The following is a 21,885-nucleotide window of genomic DNA, read 5'->3' as shown; positions in this document are numbered from 1 at the left end:
GTGAAAAAGATTTTTGCATGCGCTTTATGTGTTGTCATGACAGTTAGTTTATGCAGCTGTGCAGGATGCCGGAAAAAGGAAGAAACAAAAGCGAAAGAGAAAGAAACCATTGAATTATGGCATTACTGGGATATACCGGATAATCAGAGACATCTGGAAGAGCTGGTAGAGCAGTTTAATAAGATGCAGGAGGATATTGAGATAGAAGTATCTTATATTCCGGATGAAGATTTTAAAAAACAGCTTGCCCTGGCGATGTCGGAAGAAAAGATGCCGGATATTGCCGTAGTGGACTCCTCGGACTTTCAATTTCTACATCATATGAAAGCGTTTGCTGATCTTACAGATGCTATTCCGGAATTAAAGGAATATAACGAAAAAGCATTGGAACCATGTACGATAGATGGAAGAATTTATGGGCAGCCTTTTGGTGTGAACTGTACAGGGATGTTCTATAATAAAAAACTCCTGGAAGAAAATGGATGCGAAGTTCCGGAAAGCTGGGAAGAATTTCAAGAGACAGCGGCGAAGATCAGCAATGAAGATGTAAAAGGGTTTGCGATCACTGCTTTACAGACAGAAGAAAGTATGTATGAATTTCTGCCGATCTTATGGTCAATGGGAGGGGACGTGTATAGAATTGCAGAAGAAAACAGTAAAAAAGCATTTCTTCTGCTGGATCAGATGGAAAAAGAAGGAAGTCTGAGTCTGCAGAGCATTTCTCTTACCATGGGAGATCTGACAAATCAGTTTCTAAAAGGAAAAATTGGGATCATGTTCAATTCCTCTATGGCGATTGACAGTATCAGGGAAGGAAATCCGGATCTGGAATTCGGTGTTGCACCGATTCCGGGAGGAGAGACATCGGTTTCGGTAGCCGGAGGAGAAATTCTGGCAGTAGCGGAGAATGAAAAGAAAGAGTATGCAATCCGTTTTTTAAAGTTTCTGGCAGATAAAGACCGAATGAAAGAATATATTGATGCATTTGGTTTTCTTGCACCGCGTCAGGATATTATGGAACAACAATTTGCCGAAGATCCGGAAAAGAGAACATTTATAAAAATGTATAAGGCTGCCGGGATTCGTGAGATTTCTCCGGAATGGCCACGGATTTCCCTGACCCTTTCCGATACTCTGAGACAGATACTGGTGGAGGAAGAGGATCCGCAGACAATATTGAATAAAAGTGCAGAAAAGATAGAGAAAATCGGAGCAGAGAAATGAAAAAGAAAAATCTGAGACAGATTCTGATTCCTGCATTTATTATTACGGCATGCATTCCGATCACTATTTTTACAGTGATATCGCAGGCACGTCTGAAAAAAAGCACCCTTGATAATATGAACAATCAGGCAGAGGCAGATCTTCAGAAGTCAAATCAGTGTCTGAATATGACATTGGATAAGTATGAGACGATTCTGTATGATATCACTACGGCTGAAGACTTTTTAAATCTTGCGGTTACCGCGAAAGAATCTGCTGATATTATGGAGACAGATGCCTATAATATGCGAAGTGAATTTTCACATATCTGTAACAGGAATCAGGGTGTGGACGGGATTCAGCTGGTATTGGCAGATAGAAAAAGAATCTTTTATGACAGGCTTTCTTCTTCTTCGGTGAACAGTTCCTGGATTGAAAAGGTTGCAGTTCCGGAGACAGAAGAGATGCTGTCTTATACGATGGATCAAGAGAATGAAAATCCGGAAAGGATGTTTCATATCAGCCGTAAGGTAGTAAATTACTGGGATATCAGTGAAGATCTGGGAGAAGTGATTCTGTCAGTCGATGCAGATGAACTGAGTTCCGTGCTGGATGTTGGAAAAGGATCGGAAATATATCTGATAGATGACGGAAGGATCGTCGGAGCGGAAAATGAAAAATTACTGGGCAGGACGGAAGATATTTTAGAGACGAAAAGGGTCAGTCAAAAATCCATTACAAATACCCGGAGCGGCTGGAAAATCGTATTGTGCCAGTCGCTGAGTGAATATCAGAGAGCAATCAGAGAACAGATCGTATTCTGGCTGCTGCTGGCAGTGGCAGTGCTGCTTGTTTTTGTATTTCTGATCTATAAAGTTACAGAACCGGTCATGGTATCGGTAAATGAGATTGTAGATGCGATGAAAAATCTGGAGAAAGATAATTTCAGGGAGAAGCTTGCAATCAAAGAAAATGACAGTATAGAAATACAGAAGATATCGGAAGGCTTCAATGATATGACTGAACGGATCTATCATTTGATCGGTCAGGTGAAACAATCTGCATTGGAGCAGAAGAATGCAGAAATCTCAGCGTTGGAGGCACAGATCGATCCTCATTTTCTATATAATATCCTGGATACCATCAACTGGAAAGCCATTGAAAATGAGCAGTATGAAATCAGTGAGATGTTAGTGGCGCTTGCCGAAATCCTGCGTTATGCCATTAATGATGCAGGGGAACTGACAACGATCGAAGCGGAAAAGGTATGGCTGGAAAAGTATATTCTTCTGCAGCAGGAAAAATTAGGAGAAAAAATCGAGCTGATATTTAAAATACCGGAGGAATTGGAAACTTATAAAATTCATAAAATGCTACTTCAGCCTTTTGTGGAAAATGCGATCAAGTACAGTTTCCGCGGATGTAAGGGCGAACACCGGCTTACCATCGAAGCTGTGAAGGCAGAAGAACAATTACATCTGATCATTGTAAATAATGGGCAGTGTATTGAGAAAGTCAGATTAAAAGAACTCAATGAAGGAACGAAGATAAAGAATCATCTCGGAATTTCCAATGTGAGAAAGCGGTTGGAACTCTATTACGGAGAAGATACAGCAGTTTATTTTGAAAATATTCTTTCGGGTGGCGTGAAAGTACATTTATTTATTCCGATACAGGGAGGAAATGACGATGCGGATAGCAGTCATTGAAGACGAGAGACCGATTCGTGAGGGGCTTGTACATATTTTGAATAAAATCAGTCCGGAATACCAGGTGGTAGGAAGCGCGGAAAATGGGCGAGAAGGTTTAATTCTTCTTGAAGAACAGGATCCGGATCTGATCCTGCTTGATATCCAGATGCCGGATATGAACGGTCTGCAGATGTTAAAAGAAGCAAGAGAAAGAGGAAGTATGACTAAGGTTGTGATTCTTACGGCATACTCTGACTTTGATTATGCAAAAAAGGCAATTGCACTCGGAATAGAAAATTATCTGCTAAAGCCGGTTAATCTTACGGAACTGAAGAACACCCTTTCTAAAATCAAGGAAGAGATATTCGTAGAACAGAGAGGGAAAAATTCTCTTTCACTTGAAACGGTCATAAAAGATGCGTTAGAAGGCGAGTATGAAGAGGATTCTAGGTTAGAGGAGACGCTTTTGGAGAAATATGGGTTCTCCGGCAGAAAACAAATTTACTGTATGTATCTTTTTATGGGAAAGTATTATGATTCCGAACAAAAAGAAGCAGAGCTTTTTTTAGAAGAATTCCGGGAACATAATCCGGACAAAAAAATGTGCTGGTTATGGAGAGAGAAGAGGCAGTCTGTTTTTATCTGTTTTTATGATGTGAAAGCAAAAAAAAATTTTATACAGTATTTGAAGCAATCGGTAGTACCGGCTTTTTCTATGAGAATCCATGATCATGGGGCATTTGCGGGAAAAGAGTGTCAAGGGCTGGGAGAACTGGCGGAGATTGAAAATGCGCTGACCGAAGCATGCGGATGGCATTTAATACTTGGCAACCGGGTATTGATCAAGTGCAAAAAAATCGCGCAACTGAGGACAAATCGTTTTACTTATCCGGCAGATCTGGAGAATCAGGCAAGGAGTGCGGTAATCCATCTGGATTATCCTGCGTTTACCCGGTGCTTTCAGCAATTTATGGAGGCAGGATTACGTGAAGTCCACAGCCCGCAGGAAATCAGAGAGGTTTGTATCCGTTTTGCTTACGCTGTGATCAATACGGCAAAAGAGTGTGGAACATTACGGGATGAAGATCTGCTTGTCCAAAAAATATTACATACGATTTTAAATGCTGTTTTCTGGGAAGAAATCATGGATGCAATGCTGGAATTATTTGTCTGCATAGAAAATGATGAAAAAAAACAGACTTCGGCAGAGCTTCTGGTACAGAAAGCTCTTTCTATTATTAAAGAATGCTACAGTGACGGAATTAATCTGGAGGAAACAGCCAGGAGACTGCATGTTACCGAACAGTATCTGGGTACACAGTTAAAAAAAGAAACAGGCTCTTCTTTTACGGAGATCATAAGGCGATATAAAATCGCACATGTAAAACAATTACTTCTGGATACGGAATTAAAGCTGAATCAGATTGCTTCAATGGCAGGTTTTTCGGATCCCAAGTACATGAGTAAGGTGTTTAAACAGGAAGTAGGGATGCTTCCGAACGAATATCGGAGGATGAATACATAATCAGTTTGTAAAATTCCTCTTTTTATAAAAAATTTCTCCTTTTTAAAAATCTGAATTTGCTATAGTAGGTTCAGAAATTGAGAAGAGGAGGAAGTAAGATGGAAGCAGCCGAAAAAATTTCCGTCGGAGTAATTAAAGAAAAAACAAAAAGTAAAGCAGTCAAAAAAGAAGCAGAAGGTATGCGGGTTTCCACCAGAGAAAAAGTCTGTTACGGAGTTGGTGATATCGGAGCAAACCTTGTGTGGACAACGGTAGCTTCATTCCTGACGATTTACTGTACAGATGTGGCAGGAATTGCAGCAGGAGTAGTCGGAACCCTGATGCTGATCGCAAGATTGTTTGATGGAGTATCCGATCTTTTTATGGGTGTTATTATCGATAAGACAAATACCAGATGGGGAAAGGCTCGTCCGTGGGTATTATGGAGTGCACCTCCGCTTGTTGTTAGTCTGATTATGATTTTTACAGTTCCGAATATCGGAGCAAACGGAAAAGCAATTTATATGCTGCTTGTATATATTTTCCTTGCAGCAGTTTGTTTTACTGCATCAAATCTTTCTTACAATACTATGCTTTCGCTGGTAACAACCGAGCAGCATGACCGAAATGTAATGAATACAATCCGGTTTGAATTTACAATGATCGCACAGCTGGTAATCAATGTGATTACGATTCCGCTGGTACATTTCCTTGGAAACGGCCAGAAGGGCTGGACCTGCATGAGTATTATTTATGCGATCGTAGCACTTGGAATGTTTATTACAACATTTGCCGGAACAAAAGAAAGATATAAACCGATCAAACCGGAAGTGACTGAAAAGAAGAAAAAACACCCGATTAAGACTATTAAAATTCTTTGCAGCAATAAATACTTTATTCTGATCACATTAGCATTTGCAATTATTTATACATCACTCGGACTTACCGGTGGATCAAGAATTTATTATGCAAAATATGTACTTGGCAATGAGATGATCAACAGTACAATGACATTATTTAACTATATCCCAACGATCCTTACGATCATGCTGATCCCTATTTTTGCAAAAAAATTTGGAAAGATTAAAGCACTATTTGTGGGATTCCTGTTCTATGGAGCAGGACTTATTCTTGAAATTGCAGGACCGGTCAATCTTCCGATGATTTATGGAGGACTGGTTTTACAGGGAATTGGTCATGCGGCATTGTATTCCTGCCTGTTCGCAATTGTTGGAGACGTAGTGGATTACAGTGAATGGAAAGACGGAATCCGAGAAGAAGGACTTACTTACAGTGTAACCAGCTTTGGACAGAAAATCGGAACAGGTCTTGGGACAGCAGCACTTGGATGGATCCTTGCGGCAGGAAATTATAATGGAACGGCAGCTGTTCAGCCGGACAGTGCGATTTTTGCAATTAAGAGTCTGTTCTTATATCTGCCACTGGCTATCACAGTCGTTGTTTTAATCATCTGGTATTTATTTATGGGAATCGATAAGGTATATCCGACAGTCAGAAAAGAACTGGATGAACGTAGAAAAAACGCAAAACAGAATTAGAAATATAAGATAAATAGTAATAGTAAAAGGATCGGATGGCAGTTCGCCATTCGGTCCTTTTTGTAATAGAAAATTATTTTGTCATAACGACAGCGCCATCATCCGTAATGCGGACCATGTATTCTACCTGAGCAGAAAGTCCGTCATCTTCGGTATAAACCGTCCAGTCATTGTTTTCATCAACAAAGAATTCCGGACTGCCTTCGTTGATCATTGGTTCGATGGTAAAGATCATACCCGGAACCAGAAGCATTTCGCTTCCCTTTGGTGTAACATAGCTTACCCAAGGTTCTTCGTGGAATTCAAGACCAACACCATGTCCGCCGATTTCCTCTACAACAGAATAGCCATTTGCTTTTGCATGTGAATTGATCGCATCTGCAATGTCTCCGAGATGGTTCCATGGTTTTGCCTGCGCAAGTCCAAGTTCGACACATTCCTGTGTGACACGAACCAGTTTTTCGGCACGTTCGCTGACCTTGCCGATCATAAACATACGGGATGCATCTGAGAAATATCCGTCCAGAATGGTAGATACATCCACATTGATGATATCGCCTTCTTCCAGAATAATATTTTCATCCGGAATACCATGGCAGATCTCGTTGTTAATAGAAGTACACACACTCTTTGGGAATCCCTGATAATTAAGCGGTGCCGGGATTCCGCCGTGTTCGGTTGTATAGTCATAAACTAATTTATCAATTTCGGCTGTACTCATGCCTGCGTGGATATGAGCAGCTACATGATCAAGTACGGCAGTATTGAGATCTGCACTTTTCTGGATTCCTTCAATCTGAGGAATGGTCTTGAGCATATCTCTTGTCGGAACGATTTCTCCTTTATCTGCATGATATGCGATCTTTTCTTCGATCATAAGATGGCATTTTTTGTATTTTTTTCCGCTGCCACACCAGCACAATTCATTTCTTTCCATGAGAATACCTGACTTTCTTTTATAAATTTTTACGTGCAGAGTCTGATGTGATCACAAAAAATCAGATGTATGCCTGCACTAACTGTTTCACTTCTATAATATATCCATTCCGGAACAAAAAGTCAATCTGTGCTGTGCATTTCGCCAGATGTGATTCAAAATGACAGACCAGGATGCGGTATGTATCGGTTTTGCAGTAGAACTATTGCTTGTATAGGACTCGGGAATCGGTTATAATACAAAGGGATTATAACTGAAAATAACAGACTGATCTGGAAAAGATGAACAGGGAAAGGATGGACAATTATGTTTAGAATTGGAATGCTTACCAGTGGTGGGGATTGTCAGGCACTGAATGCAGCCATGCGAGGTGTCGTAAAAGGACTTTGTTCAAAACGAAACGATGTGGAAATTTATGGATTTCAGGATGGATATAAAGGACTTATTTATTCGAACTTTGAGATGCTGACAGCAAAAGATTTTTCGGGAATACTGACGATGGGTGGAACAATCCTCGGAACATCCAGACAGCCGTTTAAACTGATGCGCGTACCTGGACCGGATGGGATCGATAAGGTCGAAGCGATGAAGCATACTTATCACAAGTTGAATCTGAACTGCCTAGTAGTACTGGGAGGAAATGGAACACATAAGACTGCGAATCTGTTAAGAGAAGAAGGACTGAATGTGATTACACTTCCGAAGACGATCGACAACGATCTGTGGGGAACAGATATGACATTTGGCTTTCAGAGTGCGGTAGATATCGCAACGGAAGCAATTGACAGAATCCATACAACTGCAACTTCACACAGCCGTGTATTTATTGTAGAGGTTATGGGGCATAAAGTAGGATGGGTAACACTTCATGCCGGAATCGCAGGCGGAGCAGATATTATTCTTCTCCCGGAGATCCCGTATGATGTGGATAACGTAGTGCGTGCGATCAAGAGCCGTACAGAGGCAGGAAAGCATTTTACGATCATCGCGGTTGCAGAAGGCGCGATCACAAAAGAAGATGCAGCCCTTCCGAAGAAAAAATTAAAAGAAAAACAGGAAAAGAAGGGCTATCCGTCTGTGGCATATGAGCTTGCAGAGAAGATCCAGAACCGTATGGATCAGGAGGTTCGTATCACAGTGCCGGGACATACGCAGAGAGGTGGAAGCCCGTGTCCGTATGACCGTGTGCTTGCAACCAGACTTGGAGCAGCAGCAGCAGACCTGATCTTAAAAGAGGACTACGGATATATGGTAGGAATCAAGAACGGCAACATCCGCAAGGTTCCGCTTGGAGAGGTTGCCGGAAAGCTGAAGATGGTAGATCCGAAAGCGGATATCATCAAAGAAGCCAAGATTGTCGGAATCAGTTTTGGCGATGAGTAAAGGAGTAATTTAACATGTCATATACTGCCCTGTATCGTAAATTCCGTCCTGCGGAATTTGAAGACGTAAAAGGACAAGATCATATTATCACAACGCTGAAGAATCAGATAAAGGCGGACAGGATCGGACATGCATATCTGTTCTGTGGCACAAGAGGAACCGGAAAGACAACAGTAGCGAAGATTTTTGCAAAGGCAGTCAATTGCGAGCATCCGGTAGACGGAAGTCCCTGCGGGGAATGTACCATGTGCAAAAATATTGCAGCCGGTACTTCCATGAACGTCATTGAGATCGATGCGGCTTCCAACAACGGTGTGGACAATATCCGTGAGATCAGGGAAGAGGTATCCTACCGTCCAACGGAGGGAAGATATAAGGTGTATATCATCGATGAGGTGCATATGCTTTCAATAGGTGCATTTAATGCTCTGTTAAAGACTTTGGAAGAACCCCCGGAATATGTAATCTTTATTCTTGCAACGACAGAGGCACATAAGATTCCGATCACGATTTTATCCAGATGCCAGCGCTACGATTTCAAGCGTATTACGATCGATACGATCGCAGCGCGGTTGGATGAACTGATGAAAAAAGAACAAGTTGAGGTAGAAGAAAAAGCAATCCGCTATATTGCGAAAGCGGCGGACGGATCCATGCGAGATGCACTAAGTCTTCTGGATCAGTGCATTGCGTTTTACCTCGGACAGAAGCTGACCTACGATCATGTTCTTGAGGTTCTTGGCGCGGTGGATACGGATGTATTCAGCCGGCTTCTCAGACAGATCATCAGCCAGGATGTGGGAAAGGTACTTGCTACCGTAGAAGAGCTTGTGATGCAGGGAAGAGAACTGACGCAGCTTGCGGCAGATTTTACCTGGTATCTGCGCAACCTTCTTCTGGTGAAGACTTCGGATAATATGGAAGATGTGCTGGATGTATCGACGGAGAATCTGGCGCAGCTGAAAGAGGAAGCACAGATGATCGAATCCGGGGTGCTGCTCCGGTATATCCGTATTTTTTCCGAGCTGACAAATCAGCTCAAATACGCAACACAGAAAAGAGTGCTTCTGGAAGTAACACTGATCAAGCTTTGCAAACCGCAGATGGAGAGTACGAAGGACAGTCTTCTGGACCGGATCCGTGCACTGGAAAAACAGGTAGAAGAAGGAAGTTTTGCAGTTGCGCAGCCACAGGAGAGGGTTGTTTATGTAAATGGTGAAGCACCGAAGCCACAGCCAAAACCGCAGCTTCCGAAAGCACTGAAGGAAGATGTAAAGCAGGTGACATCCAATTTCCGGAAGATTGCAAACGAAGCATCAGGAATGCTTAGAGGCTATCTGAAGCAGGCAAGACTCAGCGTGGACAATCAGGACAGACTTCTGATCGTTCTGCCGGATGAGATCAGCGCCAGCGTGGTAGGAAGCGAAGAACATAAGCAGGAATTAAAAGATCTGATTGAGAAAAAAATCGGCAAGACTGTGGAGATTGATGTGCGTCAGGTGGAGAACGGACGCCATTTTGAAGACAGTTTTGTGGATATAGAAAAAGTGATCAATATGGAGATCACGATTGAAGATGAATAATAATTAGGAGGATTTATAGTTATGGCAAAAAGAGGAGGATTTCCAGGAGGCGGAATGCCGGGAAATATGGCAAATTTAATGAAGCAGGCTCAGAAGATGCAGAAGCAGATGGAAGAGCAGGCAAAAGAGATGGAAGAGAAAAGTTTTACAGCAACTGCAGGCGGCGGAGCTGTAGAAGTGACCGTAAGTGGTAAAAAAGAAGTCCAGAAAGTAAAACTTCAGGAAGAAGTTGTGGATCCGGATGATGTAGAGATGCTGGAAGACCTGATCATGGCAGCAGTCAATGAAGCACTTCGTCAGGTCGATGAGGCAAATACTTCCGCTATGAGCAAGCTGACTGGCGGACTTGGCGGAATGCCGGGAATGTTCTAGAACGGGAGTGTAAAAGATGGATTATTACAGCAGTCAGATCAGTAAACTGATCGAAGAATTATCAAGACTGCCTGGTATCGGAGCAAAGTCAGCCGGAAGGCTGGCTTTTCATATCATTAATATGCCGAAGGAACAGGTAGAACAGCTTGCAGCGACACTGGTAGATGCAAGAAATAATGTAAGATACTGCAAGCAATGCTGCACGCTTACTGACAAAGAATTATGCCCGATCTGTGCCAGCGAGGAGCGGGATCATAAGACGATTATGGTTGTGGAAAATTCCCGAGATCTTGCAGCTTATGAAAAGACTGGAAAATATAACGGTGTGTACCATGTACTTCATGGCGCAATTTCCCCGATGCTTGGGATCGGACCTGGAGATATCCGGCTAAAAGAGCTGATGGAGCGTCTTCAGGGGGATGTGGATGAAGTGATCATCGCAACCAATTCCAGCCTGGAAGGGGAGACTACTGCGATGTATATCAGCAAACTGATCAAGCCGACAGGAATCAAGGTCAGCCGGATCGCAAGCGGCGTGCCGGTCGGCGGCGATCTGGAATATATTGATGAAGTGACGCTTCTGCGTGCACTGGAAGGACGTACAGCACTTTAAGTGACTTAACGTGACTTAAGGACTGTGAGGAGTGCCGGAAACGTATGCATTTGAAAGAAGTAAAGATATGAGAAAGAAGAAAGTAACCTCTTCGGATATCGCACATGCGGCAGGTGTGTCGCAGGCAACGGTATCCATGATCCTGAATAAAAAATATAATGTATCATTTTCAAAAGAAACGATCCGTAAAGTGGAACAGATCGCAGAAGAGATGGGATACGAAGTACCGAAAAGAAAGACACGCAGAGAAAGCAGGAAAGAAAAACTGATCGTCGTATTTTGTTCCAACCTCACGAACCCTTATTATGTTATGTTGCTTCAGGGGATTGAATCCCGTGCAAAGGAGCAGGGATATGGACTGTTTGTGTGCAATACCCAGAGGGATCTGAAGATGGAGGAGCGGTATCTCAGGATGATGCATGAGCTGAAACCGCTTGGCATTATCTATACCTGCAATCCAAGTCATTGCTTTATGGATACGATAGAAGAGTTGGCAGAAAAAATTCCGATCGTAATTATCAATAACCAGAATGAGCATCTGAATGTAGATGCAGTGGAACTGGATAATTCCAAACTCGGAAGGATGATGGCAAAGCATCTTCTGGATCTGGGGCATCGGAAAGTAGCGTATATTGCACCACCTCTTACAACCAGACAGAAGCAGCGCTCCAAAAGGGTGGAAGGATTTCTGAAAGAATTTGATGCTGTTGGATTAAAAGACAATGTGATCATCAAGGCAGCAAATGAGTCGATCGATATGAGCATCCCGAATATCGATTCGGAGTATAAGATCGGATATGATCTGACGAAAGAGCTTTTGAGAGAGCATAATGATATTACTGCGATCGTCGGATTAAATGATATGATCGCATTTGGAATCCTGGATGCACTTCACGAAGAAAAATATAAAGTTCCGGCAGATATTTCCGTAATGGGATGTGATAATACACTGTTTGCGAAGATGCATAAGGTGTCGCTGACAACGATCGAGCATTTTGTCGTTTTCAAAGGGCGGGATGCCTGTGATATCATTATGAAAAAGATTCTTTCTCAGAACAGCCAGTATTCAGAGATCCAGCCGATCAGCACCTACCATGTAGAATATGAACCTCGTCTGATCGTGCGTGGAACGACGTCTTATGCGAAAACAAAAAAAGGGAAAAATTAGTTTAAATTCAAAAAATATTAGTAATATTTCATAGTTTATGTCTCTGAAAACGCTATAAAATAAAGGATTATCCAAAAACGGTATCAAAAAATTACTAATAAAATAGTTAATATTAACGTGAAAAATTACTAATAAAAACATATGGCTATTGACCTGTCAGAGTAAATTGCGATATAATTTAACCAAGTCAGGCAATCAGATAAAAAGAGAGATTCCTGATAACGGGAAATACGAATTTTCATGTTCATAAGGAGGAAAACGAAATGAGATTTTTCATCGACACAGCAAATGTGGAAGACATTAAAAAAGCTAACGATATGGGAGTTATCTGCGGAGTTACAACAAATCCGTCACTGATCGCAAAAGAGGGACGTGATTTTAAAGAAGTTATCGCAGAGATCGCATCTATCGTAGACGGACCGATCAGTGGAGAAGTAAAAGCAACAACTACTGATGCAGAAGGTATGATTGCAGAAGGTAGAGAAATCGCTAAGATCCATCCGAACATGGTAGTTAAAATTCCGATGACTGTAGAAGGACTGAAAGCTTGTAAAGCTCTTACAGCTGAAGGAATCAAGACAAATGTAACACTGGTGTTCACAGCAAACCAGGCACTTCTTGCAGCAAGAGCAGGGGCTACATATGTATCGCCGTTCCTTGGACGTCTGGATGATATTTCTGTACGTGGAACAGAACTGATCGAAGAAATCGCTGAGATGTTTGCAGCGGCCGGAGATATTGATACACAGATCATCTGCGCGAGCGTCCGTAACCCAATGCATGTTACAGAATGTGCACTTGCAGGTGCTGATATTGCAACTGTTCCTTACAAAGTAATTGAACAGATGACACATCATCCGCTTACAGATGCTGGTATCGCAAAATTCCAGGCTGATTACAAAGCAGTATTCGGAGAATAAAATTTACAATCGGAATAATTTACTGTCGGAAGAGCACCAATCTGCGCTTCCGACAAAGTGACTAAAAATAAACTATTTCAGGAGGCATATTTTCATGAACAAGTCAGAACTTATGAAAACTGCAAATGAAATCCGTAAGAGCATCGTGACAGCAGTACACGCTGCCAAATCCGGACATCCGGGCGGATCTCTGTCAGCAGCAGACATCTACACATATTTATATTTTGAAGAGTTAAATATCGATCCTAAGGATCCTAAGAAAGCAGACCGCGACCGTTTCGTTCTTTCCAAAGGACATACAGCTCCGGGATACTATTCTGCACTGGCACACAGAGGATTCTTCCCGGTAGAAGACCTCAAGACACTTCGTCATACAGGATCTTACCTTCAGGGACATCCGGATATGAAGCACATCCCGGGTGTTGATATGTCAAGCGGATCTCTGGGACAGGGAATCTCAGCAGCAGTAGGTATGGCTATTTCTGCAAAACTGAGTAATGATGACTATCGTGTATACACACTTCTTGGAGATGGAGAAATTCAGGAAGGACAGGTTTGGGAAGCTTCTATGTTAGCAGGCTTCAGAAAACTGGACAATCTGGTAGTAATTGTAGATAATAACAACCTTCAGATTGACGGACGTATTGATGAAGTTAACTCACCATACCCGATCGACAAGAAATTTGAAGCATTCAACTTCCACGTAATCAATATCGATGGACATGATTTTGATCAGATTGCAGCTGCTTTCAAAGAAGCAAGAGAAACAAAAGGAATGCCGACAGCTATTATTGCCAAGACCATAAAAGGTAAAGGTGTTTCTTTCATGGAAGACCAGGCTGGATGGCATGGAAAAGCTCCGAATGATGAAGAATACAAGATCGCTATGGAAGATTTAGAGAAAGCAGGTGAAGCATTATGTCAGAAGTAAAGAAAATCGCAACAAGAGAAAGCTATGGTAATGCTTTAGTTGAACTTGGAAAACTGCATGATGATGTAGTAGTACTTGATGCTGACCTTGCCGGAGCTACAAAGACAGGAATGTTTAAGAAAGCATTCCCGGAAAGATTTATCGACTGTGGTATCGCAGAAGGCAACATGATCGGAGTTGCAGCTGGTATCGCTACAACAGGCAAAGTTCCGTTTGCAAGTACATTTGCAATGTTTGCAGCAGGACGTGCATTCGAACAGGTTCGTAACTCTGTCGGATATCCGAAGAACAATGTTAAGATCGGTGCTACACATGCAGGTATTTCCGTTGGTGAAGATGGTGCTACCCATCAGTGCAACGAAGATATCGCTCTTATGAGAACAATCCCAGGTATGGTAGTGATCAGCCCGGCAGATGATGTAGAAGCAAGAGCAGCTGTATTTGCAGCATATGAACATCAGGGACCGGTATATATGCGTTTCGGAAGACTTGCAGTGCCGGTAATCAATGATAATCCGGATTATAAGTTTGAGATCGGAAAAGGAATCGTACTTCGCGAAGGTAAAGATGTAACAATCGTTGCAACAGGACTTGAAGTGAGCGAATCTCTTGCAGCAGCTGAAAAGCTTGCAGCAGACGGAATCGATGCAAAAGTAATCAATATTCATACGATCAAACCTATTGATGAAGAACTTATTGTTGCAGCAGCAAAAGAGACAGGAAAAGTTGTTACCGTAGAAGAACATTCTGTTATCGGTGGACTTGGAAGTGCTGTATGTGATGTGCTTTCTGAAAAACTTCCTACACCTGTTCTGAAGATTGGTGTTATGGATACGTTCGGGGAATCTGGTCCGGCAGTTGAACTGATCAAGAAATACGGACTTGATGCAGACAGCATCTGCGAAAAAGTAAAAGCATTTGTAAAATAATAAAAAAGGATTCTGAGAATCTATAATAAAAATGCCAGAACCGGTGTAAATCGGGACTGGCATTTTTGTTATGGATGAAAGTTATTGATCCGCTGTGGGAGTGAGAAGGATACAGCACCAGACCAGTGGCACTATAACCAGTTATATTTTGAGAGTGGCATATTTCCCGTTCTAGGAAAATATTTTCCGTATAATACAGCTTACAAGTCCAATTCCGCATAATGGAAGAAGGATTCCTTTCAGACTTCCATACAGCTGCAGACCGCCGGCAAGACCGGTCAGTGGTGATGGAGAAGAAGGAATTAGATTCCAGAACATTCCGGCAGCAACTACAGTTATACCGATGAACAGGAAAGAGAAAAGCCCCCGTCCGGTATCGACACGTTTTGTTCCCCTGTCTCCATAAGCACATGGTCCGGTCAGCGCCCACAGGAAGAAAATAATCTCCATAATCAGCAGAAATGCTGCGACGCCAAGGAAGGCACCGAGCGTATAATTCTTGGCATTTACCGCTGTGGCAAGTGAACCATATACCGGATAACAACTCCAGAAATTCTTGAAAATATTAAATGCAATTATGGCGATCATCAGAAGCGTTACGCCACGGGCTCCGGTCTGCAGGAGTTTGCCGGTTATTTTTGCGCCTGTCTGCACAGTCTTTTTCACCGGAGTGGTGATGATCGAAGCGGATGGAGTGGAACGCTTTTTCCCGGAAGCTTTTGAACTGCCGTTTCCAGAGTTTCCGGAAGTACGTTTCCGGGCTTTTTTAGACCGCTCCTTTCGTAAATCCTCTGAAGAATCTTCGGTGGAAGAGTGTTCCTTCTTTTTTACTTCCTCACTTTTGTTAGTTTTATTTACATCTCTTTGAGATTTCTTTTTACGCCTTTTTACGGTATCCCGATCCGGTACGTCATCCAGATCAATGATATCAAAGTCAGTATCGTCTGACAGGTCTTCATAAATCTGTTTCATGTTACAATCAGCCTCCTCATTTTTGTTCCGCCCTATTTTATACCAGGAATTTGAAAGAAACAATATGAATCACAGAAACATCACAAAATCATAAGGAATTCTTTAGAAAAGAATGAGGTGGAACAAAAGAAATTTTGGTATACTTAAAGTATGCCGGGAAAAGGAACACGGCAGAAAAAAGAGGGTAACCAGAATGGAAAAATTACAGAAAACGATAACTGAATTAAATGATAAATTAAAAAAGAAAAATAAAACACCGGAGGAGCAGGATGAAGAATTTGAACAGTTTTATGAATGCATCAAAGATATTGCAACCCATCCGGTAGTGCTGAGAATGAAGCTTTATCCGCATCATGGAGTGACAAACTGTTATCAGCACTGTCTTCATGTTTCTTACTATAATTATATCTGGTGTAAGGCACTTGGACTGGATGCAAGGTCAGCAGCGCGTGCGGGAATGCTGCATGATTTGTTTTTGTACGACTGGCATACCCATGCAAAGCGGACAGGGGATCATTTTCATGGGATGACACATCCGAAAAGAGCGCTCATGAACGCAGAGAAATTTTTTGATCTGAATAGCATCGAACGGGATATTATCATCAACCATATGTGGCCGGTCACACTTTTTTCTGTGCCGCGGACAAAAGAAGGATGGATTACGACACTTGCTGACAAGTATTGCGGCAGTTTTGAGACTGCACAGCGGAAGGAGAGCGATCCGATAAAGAAAAAACGGGGAATGGACAGGATTGTCGAACGATTTTCCTATTTAGTAGACACAAAGCGATAAAAAGTGTGCTTTCCATATGATACGATAGCCTAAACTACAAAATATGCAGAATGAGGTGAGAGTATTATGGAAAACAAATTTCCAAAAAATGTACGTCAGATAGGAAATGTGAGTGATACTCCGAAGATTTACGTGGAAGATTATGTAGATACATTTCTGAATCAGATTTGTGATAAAGCAGATAAGGAACAGGCAGGTGCATTTCTGGTCGGTAAAAAAGAAGTAACAGAAGGACAGGAGTGTCTCTATATTTTTGGCGCGATCTGCATGGAATTTTCCGATGATGAAAATGAAATCATTTCACAGGAGAATTTTGAAAAAGCAGAGCAGGAGAAAAAGGAATATTTTGAAGAGGGTACGATGATTGGCTGGATGCTCTGCAGACCGGGCGCGCGAATGGTGATAGATACGAAGATATTCAATACCCATGAAAAATATTTTTCCGAAAAAAATACTATTTTCATATTAAAAGATAATGCAGAAATGGAAGAACAGTATTATTGTTACAAATATAAAGAGCTGATGCAGATTGGCGGGCATTATGTTTATTATGAAAAAAATGCTGCAATGCAGAGTTATATGATTACGGCACGGAAAAAGATTGGCGTGACACCCAGCGAAGTTGTGGAAGATAAGGCTGCAAAAGACTTTCGCAACCTTGTAAAAGAAAGATTTGAGGCGCAGGAGCAGAAGAAAACTTCCAGGCTGACATACGTGGCGAGCGTGTTTCTGGTAATTGTGGTTTTGATCATGGGCGTGACAACCCTGAACAATTATGGGAAAATGAAAAGTGTCCAGTCATCCCTGGAATTTATACGTAATTCGATCATGAAGCAGGGCGAGGAAAAAACGCAGAAAACCAGTGGCGCAGTAAAAGCAGTAAATGAGCAACAAAATGAGAATACCGTTCAGTCAGAGCAGACGAATGATCCGCAGACAGAGGAACAGCAGGATCCGATGCCACAGCAGGGAGAGGGCTCTGATTCTGCTTCGACAGAGGAAGAAAAGGTCGATGATTCTTCGATGAGCACAATGCAGGAAATGAGTGAAGATATTTATATTGTAGAAAAAGGCGATACGCTAGCCAAAATCAGCAAGAAAGTATACGGGGACAGTGGACATGTAGATGCGATCTGCAGAATGAACGGGTTGTCGGACGGAAACCTGATTTTTATCGGACAGAAATTGATTCTGCCGTAGTTTTCTGTACATATGAATAAAAACTGTGGTATACTAACAACAAACTAACGACAGGAAAAGGACAGGTTATGGATGTGATAGTAAAGGTACGTGATCCGGACGAAAACCTGGAAGAGAAGATAAAGGCGTACAAAGTAAAAAAGAGAATAAAGACGGCGGTAACGATTTTAGCGTTTGTGTTTGCACTGATCAGCAGCTATCTGCTTGTGAAATTGCAGACATATACAAGCTTACGGACTCTGCAAAGCTATAAAAATAAAGAGACAGAATCAAGTGATCTGAAATATTTGCAATATGCAGACGGAATGCTCAAATACGGACGGGATGGAATTGCGTATATCAATAAAAAAGGTGTAGAGCAGTGGAACCAGTCTTATCAGATTAAGGATCCGGTTATCAATGTGTCGGGAAAAGCGATGGCGGTCGCAGAGCGCGGTGGGAATGATATTTATGTTATGGATGAAAAAGGCGCGAAGGGAGAAATCCATACGAATTATCCGATCGAGAAGATAGCTGTTGCGGAAAATGGAATTGTCAGTACGATTTTAAATAACGAAAATTCACCAATGGTTGTGTGCTATGATGCGACAGGAAATGTACTGGTAGAGCACAGAGCTTCACTTACCGGAACCGGATACCCGATTGGAATCGCACTTTCGCCGAACGGAACGAGACTTCAGATTTCATATTTGTGTGTAGCGGATGGTGTCGAGGCAACAAGAGTCGGATACCTGAATTTTGATAATACAGAAGAAGCAAACAAAGAATATCAGGTTGCTGATGATGTTTACAAAAACACAATTGTTCCGACTTCGTTTTTTATAGATGAGAAGAAGTCTGTTCTGGTCGGAGACCAGTCGTTTATGATCTATAAGGAAACGGACAAGCCGAAGCTTTCTAAAACAGTAAAGCTGGATAAGCAGATTAAAAGCTTTTTCCATGACGATGAATATCTTGGGTTCATACTGAAAGAAGAAAGCGGAGAATATGAGCTTCGCCTGTATGATATGGAAGGAAATCAGAAATTATCTAAAACATTTACCGGGGAATATGGAAATGTAAAGATTGCAGATGGAAATGTTATCATGTATGATGGGACTTCCTGCCTGATTTATTCCAAGCTTGGTGTGAAGCAATTTGAAGGAACGACAGAATATGAGATAAAAGAAGTAATTCCGATTTTCGGAATCAATAAGTACCTGGTGATGAATGCAGACGGACTTGCAGAGGTACGGCTTGTAAAATAGGAGTAGAGTATGGAAGTAAATATTTTATTGGTAATTGTCGGGGGCATTATAGCAATAGGAGCCATTGTAGGATTTGCCAAAGGTGCTGTCAGGATTGCTGTATCGCTTGGGGCGACGATCCTTACGCTGGCGGTTGTGTATTTTGCAACGCCGTATGTCAGCAAAGCAATTTATTCGCTTACACCGATTGATGAGATGGTAGAACAGCAGTGTATAAAAACGATGACAAAAGCCTTCGCGGGAGAAGCGGATACAAATTCGGGATTTACGGAAGAGCAGGTACGGGGAATCCTCTCAGCGGCAGGTGTATCTGAGCAGACATTGGAAGCAGCAGGAATTACCGTGGAAGATATTGTAAATGGTAATGTGTCAGATGAGATGCTGCAACAGTATGGAATTTCACCAAATATCTTCGATGGACATGTGTCAACGGAAGAGGCAGAGCAGTCGATCATGGAGGCTGAGGTTCCAAAGCAAATGCAGATAGTGGCAATCGAGGGGGCAGATCTTCCGGATGTATTTAAGAATCTTCTTCTGGAAAATAATAACAGTGAAGTTTATCAGAAGCTTGGGGTAACGACATTTGCGGAATATGTAAGCAAATATTTTGCAAAGCTGGTTATCGAGATTGTCGCATTTCTGGTAACATTCCTGTTTGCAACCATTGTGATAAGAGCGGTTGTGTTTGCGCTTGATTTTGTGACAGCACTTCCGGTTCTGGGAATTCTGAACAGGCTGGCAGGAGTTCTGGTAGGGTCGACGATTTCATTTATTATAGTAGGGATCCTGTTTATCGTAATTACGCTTCTGTATACAACAACGATAGGAAAGCAGGCAATGGGAATGATCAGAGAAGATCAGATTCTTAGTTTTTTATATGATAATAATATAATTATGAAAATTGCAACAATGTTGAGATAAAAGGATTGACAATAGAAACTGATAATGGTATTATAAAAATCTGTCACGGAAAAGTGATGGATTTTTATTTATAATAAGGGATGTAAGGTAGCCTTTGAAAATAAAAATAAAAACCTCAAAAAATGTGTTGACAAAACAAGATACACATGATATTATATAGAGGTTGTCGCTGATAAAAATAAAAAGCGACAAAAAATAATTTAAAAAAGTTGTTGACAAACATGAAACGCTTTGATATAATATAAAAGCTGTCGCATGAAACGGCAACAACAAAAAAGAACATTGATAACTGAACAATAGACAACAAACCCTGAAAATTCTTTAAAGAGATTTTTCAAGAACGGACATCGAAAGATGTCGAACCAGAACAGTAAACAGGAACAGAATTGCCAAGCGATTCTGACCCGGATACAAACATTTTTAACGAGAGTTTGATCCTGGCTCAGGATGAACGCTGGCGGCGTGCTTAACACATGCAAGTCGAACGAAGCACTTATCTTTGATTCTTCGGATGAAGAGGTTTGTGACTGAGTGGCGGACGGGTGAGTAACGCGTGGGTAACCTGCCTCATACAGGGGGATAACAGTTAGAAATGACTGCTAATACCGCATAAGACCACGGAGCCGCATGGCTCAGTGGGAAAAACTCCGGTGGTATGAGATGGACCCGCGTCTGATTAGGTAGTTGGTGGGGTAACGGCCTACCAAGCCAACGATCAGTAGCCGACCTGAGAGGGTGACCGGCCACATTGGGACTGAGACACGGCCCAAACTCCTACGGGAGGCAGCAGTGGGGAATATTGCACAATGGGGGAAACCCTGATGCAGCGACGCCGCGTGAGCGAAGAAGTATTTCGGTATGTAAAGCTCTATCAGCAGGGAAGAAAATGACGGTACCTGACTAAGAAGCACCGGCTAAATACGTGCCAGCAGCCGCGGTAATACGTATGGTGCAAGCGTTATCCGGATTTACTGGGTGTAAAGGGAGCGTAGACGGCTGTGTAAGTCTGAAGTGAAAGCCCGGGGCTCAACCCCGGGACTGCTTTGGAAACTATGCAGCTAGAGTGTCGGAGAGGTAAGTGGAATTCCCAGTGTAGCGGTGAAATGCGTAGATATTGGGAGGAACACCAGTGGCGAAGGCGGCTTACTGGACGATGACTGACGTTGAGGCTCGAAAGCGTGGGGAGCAAACAGGATTAGATACCCTGGTAGTCCACGCCGTAAACGATGACTACTAGGTGTCGGGGAGCAAAGCTCTTCGGTGCCGCAGCAAACGCAATAAGTAGTCCACCTGGGGAGTACGTTCGCAAGAATGAAACTCAAAGGAATTGACGGGGACCCGCACAAGCGGTGGAGCATGTGGTTTAATTCGAAGCAACGCGAAGAACCTTACCTGCTCTTGACATCCCGGTGACCGGCATGTAATGATGCCTTTTCTTCGGAACACCGGTGACAGGTGGTGCATGGTTGTCGTCAGCTCGTGTCGTGAGATGTTGGGTTAAGTCCCGCAACGAGCGCAACCCTTATCTTCAGTAGCCAGCATTTTGGATGGGCACTCTGGAGAGACTGCCAGGGATAACCTGGAGGAAGGTGGGGATGACGTCAAATCATCATGCCCCTTATGAGCAGGGCTACACACGTGCTACAATGGCGTAAACAAAGGGAAGCGAGCCTGCGAGGGTAAGCAAATCTCAAAAATAACGTCTCAGTTCGGATTGTAGTCTGCAACTCGACTACATGAAGCTGGAATCGCTAGTAATCGCGAATCAGCATGTCGCGGTGAATACGTTCCCGGGTCTTGTACACACCGCCCGTCACACCATGGGAGTTGGTAACGCCCGAAGTCAGTGACCCAACCGTAAGGAGGGAGCTGCCGAAGGTGGGACCGATAACTGGGGTGAAGTCGTAACAAGGTAGCCGTATCGGAAGGTGCGGCTGGATCACCTCCTTTCTAAGGAAG

Annotated in this window: 18 protein-coding genes and 1 rRNA gene; 17 read left to right on the top strand and 2 right to left on the bottom strand. The window is 42.6% G+C overall.

Annotation, left to right across the window (positions count from 1 at the left end; translation table 11 throughout):
• From PGY05_RS08940 to PGY05_RS08925, 4 genes are all read left to right on the top strand, one after another.
• Positions 1-1,224 carry an ABC transporter substrate-binding protein gene (locus tag PGY05_RS08940; RefSeq protein WP_243000058.1) on the top strand — a complete coding sequence of 408 codons (1,224 nt, stop codon included), beginning with the start codon at positions 1-3 and terminating at the stop codon, positions 1,222-1,224.
• Positions 1,221-2,912, top strand: a complete 1,692-nt coding sequence (locus PGY05_RS08935; RefSeq protein WP_055249316.1) for a sensor histidine kinase — start codon at positions 1,221-1,223, stop codon at positions 2,910-2,912. The genes PGY05_RS08940 and PGY05_RS08935 overlap by 4 nt, the downstream gene beginning before the upstream one ends.
• Positions 2,893-4,419, top strand: a complete 1,527-nt coding sequence (locus tag PGY05_RS08930; RefSeq protein ID WP_195548961.1) for a response regulator — start codon at positions 2,893-2,895, stop codon at positions 4,417-4,419. The genes PGY05_RS08935 and PGY05_RS08930 overlap by 20 nt, the downstream gene beginning before the upstream one ends.
• A gap of 98 nt (positions 4,420-4,517) precedes the next feature.
• A complete protein-coding gene (locus tag PGY05_RS08925) occupies positions 4,518-5,957 on the top strand; it encodes an MFS transporter (RefSeq protein WP_022220694.1) in 1,440 nt (479 codons plus the stop codon).
• Positions 5,958-6,030: 73 nt separating this feature from the next.
• Here PGY05_RS08925 and PGY05_RS08920 read toward each other — a convergent pair whose 3' ends face one another.
• Positions 6,031-6,894 carry a methionyl aminopeptidase gene (locus PGY05_RS08920; protein WP_270475706.1) on the bottom strand — a complete coding sequence of 288 codons (864 nt, stop codon included), beginning with the start codon at positions 6,892-6,894 and terminating at the stop codon, positions 6,031-6,033.
• Positions 6,895-7,200: 306 nt separating this feature from the next.
• Between PGY05_RS08920 and PGY05_RS08915 the strand changes: the two genes are divergently transcribed.
• From PGY05_RS08915 to PGY05_RS08880, 8 genes are all read left to right on the top strand, one after another.
• Positions 7,201-8,277 (top strand): 6-phosphofructokinase, encoded by a 1,077-nt coding sequence (locus PGY05_RS08915; protein ID WP_008370976.1) that lies wholly within the window; start codon positions 7,201-7,203, stop codon positions 8,275-8,277.
• 14 nt (positions 8,278-8,291) lie between these two features.
• Positions 8,292-9,860: a DNA polymerase III subunit gamma/tau gene (gene dnaX / locus PGY05_RS08910; RefSeq protein ID WP_008370974.1), complete on the top strand. Its 1,569-nt coding sequence runs from the start codon at positions 8,292-8,294 to the stop codon at positions 9,858-9,860.
• 21 nt (positions 9,861-9,881) lie between these two features.
• Positions 9,882-10,232: a YbaB/EbfC family nucleoid-associated protein gene (locus PGY05_RS08905; RefSeq protein WP_022220696.1), complete on the top strand. Its 351-nt coding sequence runs from the start codon at positions 9,882-9,884 to the stop codon at positions 10,230-10,232.
• A 16-nt stretch (positions 10,233-10,248) separates the two neighbouring features.
• Positions 10,249-10,845, top strand: coding sequence for a recombination mediator RecR (gene recR / locus PGY05_RS08900; RefSeq protein ID WP_008370967.1), 597 nt, complete (start codon positions 10,249-10,251; stop codon positions 10,843-10,845).
• A 67-nt stretch (positions 10,846-10,912) separates the two neighbouring features.
• Positions 10,913-12,013 (top strand): LacI family DNA-binding transcriptional regulator, encoded by a 1,101-nt coding sequence (locus PGY05_RS08895; protein ID WP_044998858.1) that lies wholly within the window; start codon positions 10,913-10,915, stop codon positions 12,011-12,013.
• Between the two features lie 263 nt (positions 12,014-12,276).
• The gene (fsa, locus tag PGY05_RS08890) at positions 12,277-12,933 is read left to right on the top strand and encodes a fructose-6-phosphate aldolase (RefSeq protein WP_008370963.1); all 657 of its coding nucleotides are present in this window, start codon (positions 12,277-12,279) and stop codon (positions 12,931-12,933) included.
• Positions 12,934-13,027: 94 nt separating this feature from the next.
• Positions 13,028-13,864 (top strand): transketolase, encoded by an 837-nt coding sequence (locus PGY05_RS08885; RefSeq protein ID WP_008370961.1) that lies wholly within the window; start codon positions 13,028-13,030, stop codon positions 13,862-13,864.
• A complete protein-coding gene (locus PGY05_RS08880) occupies positions 13,852-14,793 on the top strand; it encodes a transketolase family protein (protein ID WP_022220697.1) in 942 nt (313 codons plus the stop codon). Before PGY05_RS08885 ends, PGY05_RS08880 begins: the two co-directional genes overlap by 13 nt.
• Positions 14,794-14,964: 171 nt before the next feature.
• On the opposite strand, the gene PGY05_RS08875 is transcribed toward PGY05_RS08880, so the two are convergent.
• A complete protein-coding gene (locus PGY05_RS08875) occupies positions 14,965-15,765 on the bottom strand; it encodes a hypothetical protein (protein WP_195370668.1) in 801 nt (266 codons plus the stop codon).
• 193 nt (positions 15,766-15,958) lie between these two features.
• Between PGY05_RS08875 and PGY05_RS08870 the strand changes: the two genes are divergently transcribed.
• The 5 genes from PGY05_RS08870 to PGY05_RS08850 all read left to right on the top strand — a co-directional run bounded on the left by PGY05_RS08870 (position 15,959) and on the right by PGY05_RS08850 (position 21,876).
• A complete protein-coding gene (locus PGY05_RS08870; RefSeq protein WP_118219350.1) occupies positions 15,959-16,558 on the top strand; it encodes an HD domain-containing protein in 600 nt (199 codons plus the stop codon).
• Positions 16,559-16,624: 66 nt separating this feature from the next.
• The gene (locus tag PGY05_RS08865) at positions 16,625-17,758 is read left to right on the top strand and encodes a LysM peptidoglycan-binding domain-containing protein (RefSeq protein ID WP_195368277.1); all 1,134 of its coding nucleotides are present in this window, start codon (positions 16,625-16,627) and stop codon (positions 17,756-17,758) included.
• Positions 17,759-17,826: 68 nt separating this feature from the next.
• Positions 17,827-19,005, top strand: coding sequence for a DUF5711 family protein (locus PGY05_RS08860; protein ID WP_270475704.1), 1,179 nt, complete (start codon positions 17,827-17,829; stop codon positions 19,003-19,005).
• 9 nt (positions 19,006-19,014) lie between these two features.
• Positions 19,015-19,926 (top strand): CvpA family protein, encoded by a 912-nt coding sequence (locus tag PGY05_RS08855; protein ID WP_270475703.1) that lies wholly within the window; start codon positions 19,015-19,017, stop codon positions 19,924-19,926.
• 419 nt (positions 19,927-20,345) lie between these two features.
• A 16S ribosomal RNA gene (locus tag PGY05_RS08850) occupies positions 20,346-21,876 on the top strand.
• Positions 21,877-21,885 lie beyond the last annotated feature (9 nt).

Source organism: Coprococcus sp. AF51-11b1, assembly GCF_027682785.1.
GTDB classification, from domain to species: domain Bacteria; phylum Bacillota; class Clostridia; order Lachnospirales; family Lachnospiraceae; genus Allocoprococcus; species Allocoprococcus comes.
The sequence above is the reverse complement of the archived record's forward strand: the minus strand, read 5'-3'. Positions and strand labels throughout refer to the sequence as shown.